This window comes from Marinomonas algicola, assembly GCF_014805825.1.
In the GTDB taxonomy this organism is placed as follows: domain Bacteria; phylum Pseudomonadota; class Gammaproteobacteria; order Pseudomonadales; family Marinomonadaceae; genus Marinomonas; species Marinomonas algicola.
Window position 1 is genome coordinate 3,380,476 of the sequence record NZ_CP061941.1, and the last position, 16,608, is coordinate 3,397,083.

At 40.2% G+C, this 16,608-nt stretch carries 14 protein-coding genes and 1 rRNA gene; 4 read left to right on the top strand and 11 right to left on the bottom strand.

Annotation, left to right across the window (positions count from 1 at the left end):
* Window position 1: 1 nt before the first annotated feature.
* From IEZ33_RS15500 to iscR, 5 genes are all read right to left on the bottom strand, one after another.
* The gene (locus IEZ33_RS15500; protein ID WP_191600926.1) at window positions 2-1,219 is read right to left on the bottom strand and encodes an aminotransferase class V-fold PLP-dependent enzyme; all 1,218 of its coding nucleotides are present in this window, start codon (window positions 1,217-1,219) and stop codon (window positions 2-4) included.
* A gap of 47 nt (window positions 1,220-1,266) precedes the next feature.
* Window positions 1,267-2,529 (bottom strand): Fe-S cluster assembly protein SufD, encoded by a 1,263-nt coding sequence (gene sufD, locus IEZ33_RS15505; RefSeq protein ID WP_191600927.1) that lies wholly within the window; start codon window positions 2,527-2,529, stop codon window positions 1,267-1,269.
* Window positions 2,526-3,299 carry a Fe-S cluster assembly ATPase SufC gene (sufC, locus tag IEZ33_RS15510; RefSeq protein WP_191603669.1) on the bottom strand — a complete coding sequence of 258 codons (774 nt, stop codon included), beginning with the start codon at window positions 3,297-3,299 and terminating at the stop codon, window positions 2,526-2,528. Before sufC ends, sufD begins: the two co-directional genes overlap by 4 nt.
* A gap of 44 nt (window positions 3,300-3,343) precedes the next feature.
* Window positions 3,344-4,780 (bottom strand): Fe-S cluster assembly protein SufB, encoded by a 1,437-nt coding sequence (gene sufB / locus IEZ33_RS15515; protein ID WP_191600928.1) that lies wholly within the window; start codon window positions 4,778-4,780, stop codon window positions 3,344-3,346.
* 70 nt (window positions 4,781-4,850) lie between these two features.
* Entirely contained in the window at window positions 4,851-5,345 is a 495-nt protein-coding gene (gene iscR, locus IEZ33_RS15520) for a Fe-S cluster assembly transcriptional regulator IscR (RefSeq protein WP_191600929.1), read from the bottom strand.
* A 345-nt stretch (window positions 5,346-5,690) separates the two neighbouring features.
* Between iscR and IEZ33_RS15525 the strand changes: the two genes are divergently transcribed.
* A complete protein-coding gene (locus IEZ33_RS15525; RefSeq protein ID WP_191600930.1) occupies window positions 5,691-6,227 on the top strand; it encodes a hypothetical protein in 537 nt (178 codons plus the stop codon).
* Window positions 6,228-6,289: 62 nt separating this feature from the next.
* Here the strand turns inward: IEZ33_RS15525 and IEZ33_RS15530 are convergent, their stop codons facing one another.
* Complete coding sequence (locus tag IEZ33_RS15530) at window positions 6,290-8,308, bottom strand: oxidoreductase (protein WP_191600931.1); 2,019 nt, start codon at window positions 8,306-8,308, stop codon at window positions 6,290-6,292.
* A gap of 116 nt (window positions 8,309-8,424) precedes the next feature.
* On the opposite strand from IEZ33_RS15530, the gene IEZ33_RS15535 reads away from it, so the two are divergent.
* Window positions 8,425-9,045 carry a TetR/AcrR family transcriptional regulator gene (locus IEZ33_RS15535; RefSeq protein ID WP_191600932.1) on the top strand — a complete coding sequence of 207 codons (621 nt, stop codon included), beginning with the start codon at window positions 8,425-8,427 and terminating at the stop codon, window positions 9,043-9,045.
* Here the strand turns inward: IEZ33_RS15535 and IEZ33_RS15540 are convergent.
* Entirely contained in the window at window positions 9,027-9,905 is an 879-nt protein-coding gene (locus IEZ33_RS15540) for a DMT family transporter (RefSeq protein WP_191600933.1), read from the bottom strand. The two genes, IEZ33_RS15535 and IEZ33_RS15540, sit on opposite strands and share 19 nt — an antisense overlap.
* A gap of 111 nt (window positions 9,906-10,016) precedes the next feature.
* Between IEZ33_RS15540 and IEZ33_RS15545 the strand changes: the two genes are divergently transcribed.
* Together IEZ33_RS15545 and IEZ33_RS15550 are read left to right on the top strand one after the other, a co-directional pair.
* On the top strand, window positions 10,017-10,970 hold the full coding sequence (locus IEZ33_RS15545; protein ID WP_191600934.1) for a LysR family transcriptional regulator: 954 nt from the start codon (window positions 10,017-10,019) through the stop codon (window positions 10,968-10,970).
* Between the two features lie 46 nt (window positions 10,971-11,016).
* Window positions 11,017-12,132 (top strand): MbnH family di-heme enzyme, encoded by a 1,116-nt coding sequence (locus IEZ33_RS15550; RefSeq protein ID WP_191600935.1) that lies wholly within the window; start codon window positions 11,017-11,019, stop codon window positions 12,130-12,132.
* Between the two features lies 1 nt (window position 12,133).
* On the opposite strand, the gene IEZ33_RS15555 is transcribed toward IEZ33_RS15550, so the two are convergent.
* The 4 genes from IEZ33_RS15555 to rrf form a co-directional block, all read right to left on the bottom strand.
* Window positions 12,134-13,132: an oxidoreductase family protein gene (locus IEZ33_RS15555; RefSeq protein ID WP_191600936.1), complete on the bottom strand. Its 999-nt coding sequence runs from the start codon at window positions 13,130-13,132 to the stop codon at window positions 12,134-12,136.
* Window positions 13,133-13,581: 449 nt separating this feature from the next.
* Window positions 13,582-15,450, bottom strand: a complete 1,869-nt coding sequence (locus IEZ33_RS15560) for an Lnb N-terminal periplasmic domain-containing protein (protein WP_191600937.1) — start codon at window positions 15,448-15,450, stop codon at window positions 13,582-13,584.
* 120 nt (window positions 15,451-15,570) lie between these two features.
* A complete protein-coding gene (locus tag IEZ33_RS15565) occupies window positions 15,571-16,056 on the bottom strand; it encodes a DUF3015 domain-containing protein (RefSeq protein ID WP_191600938.1) in 486 nt (161 codons plus the stop codon).
* A 238-nt stretch (window positions 16,057-16,294) separates the two neighbouring features.
* Window positions 16,295-16,409: ribosomal RNA gene (gene rrf, locus IEZ33_RS15570) — 5S ribosomal RNA — on the bottom strand.
* Between the last annotated feature and the right edge of the window lie 199 nt (window positions 16,410-16,608).

Sequence of the window (16,608 nt, forward strand, 5' to 3'; positions counted from 1 at the left end):
CCTAAGCCAACATGGCTTTCACTTTACGTAACGCATCAAAAAACACATCAATTTCATCTAAGGTATTATAAATTGCAAAAGAAACTCGGGCCGTACCTGGAACGTTAAAACGGTTCATAAGGGGTTGCGCACAATGGTCTCCTGTACGAATAGCGATCCCTTGCTTATCCAATAAAAAACCAATATCCGCAGGATGACCAACATCTAAGACAAAACTTAACACCCCCACTTTATTCCTTGCATCACCGATAATCGTTAGACCGTCAAACTCGTTCGCTTTTTGAGTAGCGTAATCAATCAGTGCCTTCTCGTGCACTTGTAGAGATGGCAAGTCAAATGACGAAAACCAGCGAACCGCTTCACCAAACGCAATCGCATCGCCTACGTTGGGAGTACCCGCTTCCAAACGGAAAGGCAATGTATTCCAAGTTGCTTCAGAATAACTCACAGTAGAAATCATCTCTCCACCAGTTTGCCATACAGGCCACTCTTCCAGAACAGACTCTTTCCCCCATAAGACACCAACCCCCATAGGAGCATAAATTTTATGACCAGAAAAAGCATAAAAATCACACCCGATTGCTTGTACATCCACATCCCCGTGAGCAATTCCTTGAGCACCATCAACCAACACCAACGCATTAACTTCTTTTGCGGCTTTAGTCAGCTCAACAATAGGATTAATCGTTCCTAAGGCGTTAGACACATGTGGGAAAGCCACCAATTTCGTGCGAGCATTTAACATCTTGCGGTATTCGATCAAATCTAACTCGCCTTGATCATTAATAGGGACAATCTTAAGCACCGCAGACTTCCGTGCACAAGCTTGCTGCCAAGTCACTAAATTTGCATGATGCTCCATTGAAGTAACAATCACTTCATCGCCAGCAACCAGTAACTGAGACAATCCATTTGCAACAATATTAATGGATTCTGTTGTACCACTTGTCCAGATAACAGAATTACGCGATGGCGCGTTAATAAAAGTGGCAATGATATCTCTCGCCCCTTCAAAACGACGGGTCGCTTCATCCGCTAATTTATGAGCACCGCGATGCACATTGGAATTACAAGTAGAATAGTAATCAACCAATGCATCAATAACACATTGCGGTTTATGAGTTGTAGCAGCGTTATCAAGATACACCAAGGGCTTCCCATTTACCGTTCTAGTTAAAATAGGGAACTCTTTTCGAACAACCTGAACATCAAAACTCATATCTTTCTCACTAAATCAAAATTGACAACTGCGCGCCACTCAACAACTTATCGAGTGACTTCCATTTGAGCAAAACGGTTACGAATTTGAGGACGAATCCATTCAGACAACACTTGGTTTGGCATTTGATCAATCAATTCGTTAATAAAGCCAAAGTTCAACATAACCTGAGCTTTACGGCGCGATATACCTCGAGATTCAAGATAATACAAAGCATGCTTATCAATCTCAGCAACGGTTGCGCCATGAGCGCAACGCACATCATCCGCATAAATTTCTAATTCAGGCTTAGTATTTATTTCGGCCTTATCTGATAGCAACAAATTACGGTTATTTAACTCCGCTAAGGTTTTTTGTGCATGGCGATGAATATGAATACGGCCATTAAAAACCGCCTTTGCTCGATCAGCCACAATTCCACGGACATTTTCCAGCGTAGTGCAATTTGGCACAGCATGCTCCACTGTTGCATGTAAATCGAACAGCTCTTTACCATCTAATAGATAAAACGCATTCAATTTCGCATTAGCAAATTCACCGTCATAAATAATGTCAGTATCAACACGACTTAAGTCACTACCAAAACCAACAAGCGTACTATTTAAGTCTGCACGTTCACCCAGTTTAAAATGACAACCGCCGATGCTTATGGCCTTCTCTGTTTGTAACGCAAAACGATAATGCTCTAACTGTGCATCAGCACGAATATCGTACTCCACAAACCCCGTATTCAGGCTTTCAACATCACCTTGGTAATGCTCAGAAACCGTTAAACTGGCGCCTTTATTTAATTTTACAAACACTCGTGTATGGGATTCAGCGTGCAGGTTTACCAAGGAAGTAATTCGGATGGCTTGACAAACCGCAACCCCTTCAGCCACTTCAATACGCACAATATTTTGCGCCAGCACATCATTAACTAAACCGAATAAATGGCGCTCTGGTTTAATTTTTGAAAGCTCTTCCAAGCTCGATTGCTTAACGGCATCAGATGCCGCCGGCAAATAAGTAATCGTTAGACCGTCTGGCAGCTCATCCGTTAATGCATTGGCATCAAACACACCATTCCTAAACACTAAGTTTAGGCTGTCATAACCCTCAATCACATCAGGCATGTCTTGATTCGCCACCGCAACGGATGACAAAGTAGCACGTTCAAGAGACTTTAATGAAGTGTACTTCCACGCCTCGGTTTTACGCGTTGGCCAAGATGTATTTTTCAAAACAGCAAGTGATGCTGCCCTAATAGGAGATAACCAATCGCTGGTTGAGTTAGCACGAGCGATGGCATTGTCTAGCCATACACTCATAGCAAATCACCTTCCAGCTCATCTTTAGGTTCATTATGTATCCAAGCATAACCTTCCGCTTCCAACTCCTTCGCAAGAGAAGCATCACCGCTTTTTACAATTTTACCATCGGATAACACATGCACAAAGTCTGGTTTAATGTAATCTAAAAGGCGTTGATAATGGGTGACTATAATAAAGCTACGATCTGGTGAACGTTGGCTGTTTACCCCATTTGCGACCACTTGCATGGCATCAATATCCAAACCAGAATCCGTTTCGTCCAAAATGCATAATTTTGGCTTCAACAAAATCATTTGCATTAATTCGTTACGTTTTTTCTCGCCACCAGAGAAACCTTCATTCACTCCACGCTTTAAAAAGGCTAAAGGTAGGTTAACCTGCTTGCAGGCGTCCTTAGCTAATTTAAGAAATTCTGCAGAGGTGCATGCGTCTTCACCACGAGCCTCTCTTTGTGCGTCAACCGCTGCTTTTAAAAATTCGAGATTACTCACTCCTGGAATTTCAACAGGGTACTGGAAAGCTAAAAATAAACCTGCACGGGCTCTCTCTTCCGCCTCCATATCCAAAATTTCTACCCCGTCTAAGACGGCAGAACCCTTTTCTACTGTGTAACCATCACGGCCAGACAAGACGTAACCGGTTGTACTTTTACCCGCACCATTCGGTCCCATGATGGCATGAACTTCACCTGGCTTAACATCTAGATTCAGTCCCTTCAAAATGTTTTTTTCTTCAACACTGGCATGTAAATCAGTAATCGTAAGCATGCTTTTCTCTGTCGTTGGTGTGTTATTAGACATATTGGGGTTCCTCAACCTACTGAGCCTTCAAGGCTGATTTCAAGTAACTTGCCTGCTTCGACGGCAAATTCCATTGGTAATTCTTTAAATACTTCTTTACAGAAGCCATTTACAATCATGGAAACGGCCTTTTCGGGCTCGATTCCGCGCTGACGACACAAAAACATTTGCTCGTCACTTACTTTAGAGGTTGTCGCTTCATGCTCAACAATCGCCGATGGATTGCGACTTTCCACATAAGGAAAAGTATGAGCACCACATTGATCACCGATTAACAATGAATCGCACTGAGTAAAATTACGTGCACCTTGAGCACCCGGATTCATTCTCACCAAGCCTCGATAACTATTATTACTACGCCCAGCAGAGATACCTTTTGAAATAATCGTCGATTTGGTGTTTTTACCGATGTGTATCATTTTCGTCCCAGTATCGGCTTGCTGAGCACTTCGAGTTAATGCTACTGAGTAAAATTCACCAACACTGTTGTCACCCTTCAAAATACAACTTGGGTATTTCCACGTAACAGCCGAACCCGTTTCCACTTGAGTCCAAGAAATTTTTGCACTCTCATGACAAATCCCGCGTTTTGTGACAAAGTTGTATATTCCTCCTTTGCCATTTTCATCGCCCGGATACCAATTTTGGACAGTTGAATATTTAATTTCCGCATTGTCCAATGCAACCAACTCAACAACGGCCGCATGCAGCTGATTTTCATCTCGTTGAGGGGCCGTACAGCCTTCAAGGTAACTAACGTGACTGCCTTCATCGGCCACAATTAGCGTTCTTTCAAACTGCCCTGTATTTTGTTCATTAATTCGGAAATATGTAGAAAGCTCCATAGGGCAACGCGTACCTTTAGGAATGTACACAAATGAGCCATCCGTAAATACAGCGCAATTCAGAGCCGCAAAATAGTTATCTTTTGTTGGGACCACTGCACCCAGGTATTTCTTCACTAAATCAGGAAAACGATGCACAGCTTCCGAAATAGGGCAAAAAATCACGCCAGCGTCTTCTAGCTTTTCTCTAAAAGTGGTGACAACTGAAACCGAATCAAACACCGCATCAACAGCAATACCAGCAAGCATTTGTTGCTCTATTAGAGGAATCCCTAACTTTTCATAAGTCCGAATCAACTCAGGGTCAACCTCATCAAGCGATTTAGGTTTATCCTTCATACTTTTCGGAGCTGAATAATAAGAAATAGATTGGAAATCAATTTTCGAATAGTTTATGTGAGCCCAATCTGGTTCATCCATTTCTAACCAAACGCGAAACGCTTTTAAACGCCAATCAAGCATCCACTCTGGCTCACTTTTCATAGCCGAGATACGACGAATAATGTCTTCGTTTAACCCAGGCTCAAAGGTCTCTGATTCGATATCAGACACAAAACCCGCTTCATATTCCCGTTCGAGCGCTTTGTCAATTTGTTCAGTCATAACATAAAACCCACTTTTTTAAATAGAACAAAAAGGTGTGTTGCCTATTTCATTTCTACTTTTATAAAATCTAATTAATTATTGATGCATCAATCTTGTCTTTTAAAGACTCTTTCGAGTTTTTGTGCTGTTCATGATTCTGACGATCTGCAACAATGCGCACATCTTGCCTCAAAACCAATTGCTCTAAACTTATCTGACTTAAGAAATCGTGAATTTGATCGCTTAAGTCACACCATAAATGATGCGTCAGACACGTCGCACCAGATTGGCAGTCACTACGACCTTTACATCCAGTAGCGTCAACCGATTCATTTACAGCGTCTACAATTTGAGCGACAAAGATTTCTTGGTTTGGGCGACTTAGTTGATAGCCGCCACCAGGACCTCGAACACTCGTTACTAAGCTTTGCTTGCGTAATTTTGCAAACAATTGCTCTAAGTAAGAAAGAGAAATGCCTTGTCGCTGAGAAATATCAGATAGAGAGACTGGACCACTATTGGTATGCAATGCAAGATCAAGCATTGCTGTTACCGCATATCGGCCTTTTGTTGTCAGGCGCATAGTTCATCCGCTAAGCAATTTAATAGTCGTCTATTCAATCAAAACCTACTATTTTAGTCAAGTATATAACCAACTAAAACAGTAAGGTATGCGGCCAAAAAACCAAATGTCATTCTTATGTCTATTTTACGAGCTGACACCATAAAACAAAACCCCTTAAAAGACAGAAAACAAAGGAAGTCTTTAATTAAAATACTTGGCAAATTCCTCCTTAAAAAATATCCATCTACTATACTTACCGAATAACGATCGTTTTCGAACAAAGCAAGTTTCTTCTTTTGCATAAGCTTTGAATAATCACTCTGAATAATTAGTCCCTGACACCCAAATATGAAGGAACCCTCTATGGCCGATAAAAAAGCCAAAGCAAATACGGCTGATGACACCTTAAACCTAGAACCCAAAAAAGGTTTCTTAAAGCGTTTTAAGACGCTCTTCCTTATATTAGGTGCGACCTGTACCGTTCTATTCTCCATTGGCGCCTCAATAGGAGCCACCCTTTACCTCACTCAAGACAACACATCATCTCAATCTAAAGGCAGAGAAATGCAAGAAAAAATAGCTGAATTAGAAACGAGAATAGTCAAGCAGGACGCCTTATTAGCGACAGTCACAAGCAACACAGAAGAATTAAAAACTTATTTAAGGCACAGCAGTGCCAGCTCAATTAAAAATATAATGCTAAATCAAGAGAAAAACATTCAATCATTTTTAATCATATTAAAAGCCAGTCTAAGAGATTTATCCATTATTGTAGGAAGAGAAGCAGATGATTGGCAACGAGATTATGACACTCAGCTAACCATCGCCATACAGCAAAGCCAAAAAAGAGAGGAACTTTTAAAGCTATTGAAAACAGGCGAGCCACCAGCAAAACAATAAAGCACGATTGCCCATAAAATCGTCATGGGCAATCGCACATTAAACACTCTGCTGGTAAAGTGCTAGATTACCAAAGCTAGTTGAGTTCCTTGATGGATCGCTCTTTTCGCATCCAGCTCTTTTGCCTGATCCGCACCGCCAATCAAGTGATAGGTTTTTTCCAATCCATTCACCAATACGGTGTTGGGATGTTGTCCTGCACAAATAACAACATGATCAACGTCTAAAGTGCATTGTTCGCCATTTATTAATAGATGCAAACCGGCATCATCAATTTTTTGATATTCACACCCTGAGTGCATTTTCACTCCTTTTTTTAGTAAATTAGCACGGTGGATCCAACCTGTTGTTTTGCCTAATTTACCGCCTACTTTAGCGTCTTTACGCTGTAATAAAAATATTTCTCGACTTGGCTTTGTCATAATTACCTCTGACACAACACCGCCCCGAGCTTCCAGCGACATATCTACCCCCCACTCAGACATAAAAGCAGAAATATCCTGACTAGACGATGGGCCTTTATGCAACAGGACTTCACTCAGATCAAAGCCAATGCCACCAGCACCAATAACAGCGACTTTATCTCCTACTTTAGCGCCCTGCATAACCTCCAAATAACTCAGTACTTTTGGGTGAGAAATACCCTCAATATCCGGTGAATTAGGGACTATGCCTGTGGCTAATATGATCTCATCAAAGTCACTGTTATTAAGACTATCAAGAGTCACTTTAGTATTGAGAGATAAGGTCACGCCGGATAATTCAATTTGACGAGCGTAATACCGTAATGTCTCATAGAACTCTTCTTTTCCAGGAATACGTTTCGCGATATTAAATTGGCCACCAATCTCACTAGATGCATCAAACAAGGTCACATCATGACCACGATTTGCCGCATTAGTCGCAAAAGCCAATCCAGCGGGCCCTGCACCGACAACCGCGAGTTTTTTTCTCGTTTCTGTCGGCGTACTGATTAATTGGGTTTCATGGCAAGCCCTTGGGTTAACCAAACAGCTGGTAAGCTTTCCTGCAAAAACATGGTCTAAACAAGCCTGATTACAACCAATACATGTGTTAATTTCATCCGCTCTATTCTCTTGAGCTTTTATAACAAATTCAGGATCAGCTAAAAAAGGTCTGGCCATTGAGACCATATCAGCATCACCTCGAGCCAAAACTTCCTCAGCAACACTAGGCATATTAATACGATTCGATGTAATTAACGGCACCGATAAGGCTTTGCGCATTCTGGCGGTTACCCAAGTAAATGCCGCTCTTGGCACACTCGTCGCTATTGTCGGAATTCGTGCCTCATGCCACCCGATTCCAGTATTAATAATTGAAACGCCTGCCGATTCTATTTCTTTTCCTAAGGCCACTATTTCCTCGAAAGAGCTTCCCCCTTCCACCAAATCTAGCATGGATAAACGATAGATAATAATGAAGTTTTTACCCACTTTTTGACGCACACGACGAACAATTTCTACAGGAAAGCGAATGCGGTTCTCATACTCTCCTCCCCACGAATCCTGTCGATGATTCGTTCTTTGTGCAATAAATTGATTCAGCAAGTAGCCTTCTGACCCCATGATTTCAACTCCGTCATAGCCCGCTTCTTGAGCAAGCACGGCGCTATTTTCAAAGGATTGTATTTGACTTTCTATTCCTTCTTCCGTCAGTTCTTTTGGGGTAAAAGGATTAATAGGCGCTTTAATTGGTGACGGTGCAATCGCTTTTGGGTTATAGGCATAACGTCCAGTATGCAAGATTTGCATACAAATTTTACCGCCTTCTTGATGTACGGCTTGAGTAATCTTTTTATGATTCTCAACATCTTTAGATGACACCATTAAAGCCGCCGATGCATGCACTCCTCCTTCAGAGTTGGGTCCAATACCACCCGTTACAATGAGCCCAACGCCTCCACGAGCTCGCTCTGCGTAAAAAGCCGCCATACGCTCAAAACCTCCTTTCATCTCTTCTAATCCTAAATGCATAGAACCCATTAAGACGCGATTTTTTAACTGAGTAAAACCAAGGTCCAAGGGTTCAAAAAGATGAGGGTATTGGGAATGAGTCATAGGGCTAATCTCTTTTTATTTTAACGGATGACTTAAGTATAAAGAATCAAGTCTTGACACTGTCAAGATTAATGCGGAATTTTGACGCCGTCAAGATCAATTGATATATTTACTCAATGAAAAATATAAAAGCGACTTATCATCATGGCGATCTAAAGCAATCGCTCACTCTTGCCGCCACTCAACTTTTAAAAGAGGATGGTGTTGATGGACTCTCAATGCGTAAACTTGCAGATCGTGTTGGGGTTTCCAGAACAGCGCCTTATCATCACTTTAAGGATAAAACCGCATTACTGTGTTCAATTGCTGAGCAAGGTTTTCTATTACAAAATAAAAGTATTTCGGCATTTATCACCAACTTAGAACAAATTGACAGTTTGACGTTATTCAAAAATTACGTCTACACATACATACAATTTGCAGAAGAACACAGTGAAACCTACGATTTAATGTTCGGTCGTGATATTTGGAAAGCAGACAACATTACGGAATCATTAAAACAAGAATCAAAAAACAGTTTTAAACTGTGGGTTCAATGGGTTGAAATTTTACAAAAAGATCAGGTGTTATCTAAAATCGATCCTCCATTGCGGGTAGGACAGGCGACATGGGCAACACTCCATGGAATGTGCCGACTGCTTATAGATGGAATTTACCTTGAGAAGCAAGATCTTGAGGCAATGGCGGAAAGTGCCATTACCTTACTGACACAAAAGCATCATATTAATGTCTCTTGAGCTAACAATAAGCGTCTTTTCTTATTGTCCCTGTGACTAATATACGCTAATGGTGTAATAATAAAGAAGGCACCAATACCAACAAACAGATCCACATTTTCATCAAATAATAACCATCCAAGAATCATCGCAAAAATGAGTCCAGAGTATTCCGCACTAGCAATCTCACTGGAAGCCACGAAACGGTAAGCTAACAGGCAAGACATTCCATAAATAATCGAGCATATTGATGAGGCCATTGCAAAACGGACTAAAGACCAATTCCAATCCGCACCCTCAAACAATGCTAAACCGCCAGCAAAAGGCAAAGCACAAAGATGAGTTAGCAACATGCCATGAAATAAAGACTGTCCTTTAGGAAGCTTTCGAATCAGCAAACTACTTGCCGCCAGCCCAACAGCAAATAGCAAAGCACTGATCATCCCAATATTCATTACTGTCGGTCTCAAAATAATCAGAATCCCAATAAACCCTAACACCGCGGCAAAAATAATCGTACTAGATAACTTCTCCTTATACACTACAGCCGCTAGTAGGGTGATTAATAATGGAGCCGTATAGAATACGGCGTTAGCCGTCGCTAAAGGGAGCTTAGCTAAAGACATGACTAATAAGATTGTCGTTATGACCCAAAGACAGCCTCGGGTAAAATGCAGTTTCACACCTTCTAACGGATTTGACCAATCCACCTGCCCGATAAAGGGCAACAAGCAAAGCAACATGCAAACACAACGCATAAAAGTAAATTGAAAAATAGGGACATCAGCCCCCGCCATCTTGATGAAAGCATCGCAGAAGGTCGCGGCAAAATTGCCAAGTATTAATAATAATATTGCACTGCTTGCCGTTTTTCCTGACATACACCCCTCCACACCAATAAAATACGTATTGATGGAGAGTATAAAGCTCGAAAAACATAAAATATAATGATAAAAATACACTTACTATTAATTTTTTAGATACTAAGCCTTATGTCTTTACCCCCCCTGAAATCCTTGCCAATATTTGAAGCTGTTGCTCGATTAAACAGCTTTTCTAAAGCAGCAGAAGAACTCCATATAACTCAAAGCGCCATATCCCATCAAATTAAGATGTTAGAAAATTATCTGGGGGAAAGTTTGTTTATTAGACAAGGAAGACACCTTAGAATGACAGAGGAAGGAAAGGTGTACCTAGACAGTATTAGCACCTCCTTGGAACTCATTAGTCGCGCCAGTAACCAGATAAAAGGGCAAGAACAAACTCACATCCGCTTGGCATTATACAGTTCATTTGCGGTCTCATGGTTGATCCCTCGCTTAAATGATTTTAAAAGACTTTATCCACACTTAGACCTTTCTATTGAAATGACGCACTTTACACCTGAATTGTCCGATCGAGTTGCCGATTGTTTTATTACCACGGGAGAGCCGAAAAGAGGGTTTAGCTTTGATACTTTATATGAAGAACGCTTATTTCCAGCCTGTAGTCCGGCTCTCTTTGCTCAAATCCAAGCCGATTTAGGCACCAATGACATAAACAAAATTAAAACGCTATTAACAGATAACCCATTGCTTTTACTAAAATACCCTCTGATTACCACTCACAGTATATATAAAGGTTATACCATAGAGTGGAATTTATGGTTTCAAGAACAAGGTCTAGAACTCCCTAGTGACGTCAGATTACAAAAATTCAGTCACTTACTACTCGCCTATGAAGCCGCTAAGCACAATCAAGGAATTACACTTATTAATGACTACATGCTGAAAGCACCTTCGACTGAAGGCAGCTTAATTGCATTGCCCATACATTCCCTTAGGACTAATGATAAATTTAGTTTTGTTTACAAAACCAGTCGACGAAATGAATTAGGCATAATGCAGCTTAAGCAATGGATACAACAACAAAGTAAACACCTTCAGTGGCAACCTTATATAAAATAAAGAAACATGTTATAAATAAAATCGATAGACGAAAAGAGCATAATATATGGATTATTTTATAGCGTTTTATTCTCTACAACTCAAAAAAACCAATCTTATATTGTTTTTTGTTTTATTGACTGGCTGTTCTTTTGCTTTTTCTAAAGAATATGACTGGTCACTGCCTAAATGGCTTTCACCTCCGCTAGCACCGTTAGAGAATCCTATGAGCGATGAAAAAGTCGCATTAGGAAAACGACTTTTCTATGATGCAAACTTATCTGGACTTGGCTATATGTCTTGCTCCTCTTGCCATATTTTAGATAAAAGTTTCACAGATGAACGAGGAAAAGCGGTCGGAATAAAAGGTGATATCCATTTAAGAGGATCTATGCCTCTTATCAACTTAGCATATTTATCAACGCTAAATTGGGCTGACCCACATACAACTCAACTTGAGCAGCAAGCACTTATTCCTTTATTTGGTCATAATCCTATTATCGAAATGGCCGTTAAAGGTCACGAAGAAAACGTATTACTTTTCTTACAACGAGATCCCATTTACCCAAATATGTTCAAAAAAGCATTTGGAGAGAACTCCGATATTGATTTCTCTAATATCACCAAGGCTCTAGCTTCTTTTCAAAGAACCTTAATTTCTTACCAATCGCCTTTCGACCAATATTATTATGAAGGAGATAAAACCGCCTTATCGTCTGCAGCAATTAGAGGGCTTGATTTATTTTTAAGCGACCTAACGGGTTGCAGCTCTTGCCACACATTACCTCATTTCACAGACGCTACAGAAGGTGCGCTTTTCCATAATACAGGGCTATATAATATGGATGAAAAAGGAGCCTACCCGACCAACAACCAAGGACTTTACGAACACACAAAAGAACCGCACGACAAAGGTAAATTCCGCACTCCCACGTTACGAAACATTGCACTCACCGCACCCTATATGCACGACGGGTCAGTGCTAACGTTAGAAGACACAATTAAGAATTATATGGCGGGCAGTCGTGCAACATTACAAGGAAATCCATCTCCTTTACTTTCAAAAAAAATTAAACCTTTTACCCTCACACAGCAACAGCAAAACGATTTAATCACCTTTTTACAAAGTCTCACAGATCAACATTTTATTACCAATAATCAATTTGCCTCACCTTTTAAGTAGTTTATACACTCATGCGTAGGCCCTTCAACGCCATTTTTCGGCTAAACAAGGTATTTTTCTTGTGGCTAGGGGACCAGCCTAATATAAATCGGTGAAAATCAGCCCAGGCAACAGGAAACAAATCACACCATTCTTTTGCAACCGCTTCAGCCAAATCAGGCGACTCACCCAAGCTGATAATCGAGCCAGACAATGCCGTAAAATACAGATCGAGCAAATAGTCTAGATGCTGTTGAAGTGATTGCTCACTTAAGCAACTACCTAAAAAATACGCTAGATCTTGAACACCAACGCCCTTCCCAACATATTGAAAATCAACCGCTGATACAGTAGAACCGTCATCAGAAAAACAAAAATTAGCGACTTTTGCATCTCCATGCACAAGGGTTTGAAAACGTGCATTATCAAGCTTACTTGTTATCTGCAATGCGGCATTTTTAAACTCTCCTTCCGACATACTTTGCCATTCAGATTGACGAGTCGATAAATGCCAATAGGTCCCTTTCTCCCATAACCCTTGAGGCCAGTCTTTACTAGGCTTTTCCTGAATAAATCGGGCATGAAATGTCGCAAGCCAATGTAAGCAAGGTACGCACTCGAAAACGTTTAATTGCGAATGCCTTTTAGAGAAACCGGCGACATCCAAATCTTCGAGCAGAATATATACCTCGTTGTCTTGGGTACTCAGTACGCCATAACACTCAGCCACAACGCAGCTTGCTGTATCACAGTGCAAAGCCCAATTCTGGTACCAGTTTTTTTCAACTTGATAAGAATGAATTTTCCGATCAGTCGCTTGTTTCGAATCCCACCCTCGAGGGTGAGAGATATGCTCAGGTACAGAGATACGCTTTAGGATGACAGAAGGTATGCCCTCTACACCAGTAACCGAATATCGAACAATGGCTCCGCAGTCACTCCAGAGCGCTTGCAACACCTCAGAGAAAACCACAGAAGAGGCATTAAGTTGCCTTTTGATGTAAATTTCAGGGGTCATCATATTCGATTCACCAAATTAATAAACAGTAGCAAAGATCCTCTCTTTAAAATCGCATATTACGACTTTAACATTCGTCGACTCCCTTTCAAACTCACCTCGCCAACCAATCAACAGCTGAGGAAAGTCATCTATATGATTGCTGCTTTGCCTAGCAATTAAATTACGACGTGCCTTACTATTATAGATCAAGGGAGTACTTAGTCATCAGCTGTGATTTGATCATTTTAAGAGTGTCGGTTAATAACGTCATAGGACAGGTCAAATATAAGATTCTTATTGGCTCTACTATACAGCCTTGTTTGCACAGGCGCTTGGAGCAAAAAACTCTTAGCCGATGTTAATTTTGATGTACCTTAGAAAGCGTAATAGCAACAGTATGCAAAAAAGCCAATTCAGTATGATCATCATACAGAATTGGCGTCAGGCAATTAGAATAGATTTAAAGTGCATTAAAAGTAATGCAGAAGTGTTAGCTGAGTTGTCTTTTGCTCTAATGAATCTTGTTTCCTCTCTGCAAATTTTGCTCTTAACTGCCAATCATTACTAAGCAAATAGGACCACTCTATTTGAGCCACCTGACGATTTTTATTCGCAGCATTTGGATCATCTAAATACTCATAAGAAGCCATTACTCTATGTATTTCACCTGAATATAGCCACTGTAATTGTGGACCCATTTGAAGTTGATAATTGTCATTATAAAATGAACTTGTCGCAGCACTACCATTAATTAATAATGAAAATAAATGATTTCCTTTCTTATTTGTCACACCAGCACCGCCCTTTATTCTAAAAGTGAGCTTATCATCGATTGAAAAGTCCCTTATTAAAGACGCATTAATTTGCCACGATTTGGGTGTAATCAAAGCATTAGAAGGCGCTAGAGAACGAATATTAATAAAAGAAATATGCTCAACCCTTAAATCATCATTTTCGGTTATGCCTAAACTACCACTGAACATAGATAATTCAGCACCTTCAAGGTAGCCTCCTTTTGAATCTAATAAATCATGATAAGAAGGCCGATATTCAAGTTGAGAAAAATACTCACCTTCTGTTTGCCCTATTGTCAGCCCGAGTCGTTGGGTTTTATGACCTTCATCGTCTCGTACTTTTGGTATCACTGTCGGTAAAAAAACAGAAGATGGAGAGTATTTACTTCGTAATGACAACAGCTTAATTGATCGCATATTTAGATACGCGAGTTTAGATTTCTCTCGAGCAGAAAGATACCGACTGTATTGATAAGCCACCTCCAAAACCTGTGCTTGCTCTTCTTCATTAAAATCGGTCAAACCTTCTAAGGAAAGCGTCTCATTATTCACTAACTTTTTAACTTGGGCGATTTGGTCAGTATCTAACTGATTTAGCATCTGTTCCATTTGATTAACAACGGATGGACGATAACTGACGTCTTGTAGGGCATCTGCATTTTTTAACTCACGTACTGTGTCAGCAGGTATTGCCCAATAATTAAAGTTTTTAGTCGTATGTAAGCGATCACTACTGGCATCAATCATCGCCAATAATTGGTAGGAACAGTTTTCTGAGAAAAAATAATATTCCATATGGATATTACGAACTTCCCACACATGTCGAATAAACTGGTTTACTTCTTGTTGAGATAAATCTAATTTGTATTCCCAAATATCTCGACTTTCTAAAAAGTTATACTCTTTTACTTTTTCATAATATGGTGTCACCGATATGACACCTGGATAACCACCAGTTAACCCTTTGTAACTAAAAACTAACTGGTTATCTGCAGGATCAGCATTAGCGGCATAATTTACCGCGTAATCTAATAAGGGGATATCATTATCTTTCTTTTTAATTCGCAACAACGTGTGACCGTACATAGACGACGGGCTATTTAAATACGCGGCAGGAAATACTAGATAGACACTTTCTCCATTCAAACGGTTATACCATGACTGAAATTCGGGACAATCAAGATCTACTAACCCTAAACCAAGCCGTTGTTCTTTTAGCCAATTAAACCGTGCTGGATAAAGACATTGAGATGCATTGTTAGGATTGTCGCCTACAAAATGACTCTGAAAAGATTTTATCGTGGCCGACAATTCTGCTTTAGGATCCAACTTTCCCTGTGGAGATAAGAAAAAATGATCGTCATCTACTTGGCTTTCATTGGGTGCAATTATACCAATTTGATGATAATGCAAAAGATCTAGCCATGGGCTGCTTTTAGCTAACTCAGTGAGTTTGTTATCAAGAGTATCTAACTCCACATCATGTTCTTGAGCTGTCACGGACAAGCCATATAGCATCAAACATAAAAAAATAAATAAACGCATAGGTACTTACTTTTTAAAGAGGCGTACTTAATCTAAACAAAGTAACCTTCTTATAGATAAAAAAATGAGACTAACATCTAAAATAGACGCTAGCCTCATTTAAACGAGTACTAGTAGAAATTAACCTAGGTACTTAGTTAGTTCTTTAGTATTCGACATAACACCAATAACGCCTTCATACGCCGTTGTAGGTGTTACTTCAGCAGAAGCAAAAATTTGATCGAAATTCTGCTTCATTTGCGCATTAAACAATGCTTTATCTTCAGTTTGAACACCAATCAAAGAAGCCAGTGCGTTAAGAGTCTCACCTTCACCTTTAGCCATATCAACAGCTAGAGGCTCAAGATTTTCATTCATAAATACCGCAACACCATTTGCTAATGGGCCATTAGCATCTTCACAACCTAGTGTACCTGAAGTCATACCGAAAGTTTGGTTGCCAGATGTTCCATTTGTTGTTGCAGCTAAAACGTGCTCATACCAAACATCAGCATCTTTAAAAATAACTTCCGTACCTAGACCACAGCCAGCTGGACCATGACCACCGGCTGCAAATGATGTGGCTGACAAACCGGCTAGAACAGCTGATAATACTAATTTTTTCATATACATATCCTTTATATAGAGTTAAAAACTGACTCAAAAAAGCGAGCCAAGTAATACATTTAATTATAAGTACAGAAACCATGTACTCAACAATTATCCTTACTCATTAAAGAAATTTGAAAGAACAAACAATGTAAGCATAGTACTTATATTATTCGTGCTTATAGCTATAATTCTCTTTAAATTTCAGTCATAAAAAAACCCTGATGGCGTGAGCCATCAGGGCTTTCTAATTGAAACTTGACGACGACCTACTCTCACATGGCGAATGCCACACTACCATTGGCGATGACGCTTTTCACTTCTGAGTTCGGGATGGGATCAGGTGGTTCAACGTCTCTATGATCGTCAAGCAAACCGGTTGCGTTCGTTCTGAGTGCCTGTGTTAAGCCCTTAGGCTTAATCCAGCTTGTTCACTCACAACACGCCAGTACGTGCTTGAATCTTTAACAATGCGTTTTTGAAATAGCGATAACCAAGTATCAAACCAGCCACATCATCGCTGATGCGCGTCGTAATCTGTGTCTCTATGATCTTTTCATGATACGTTTG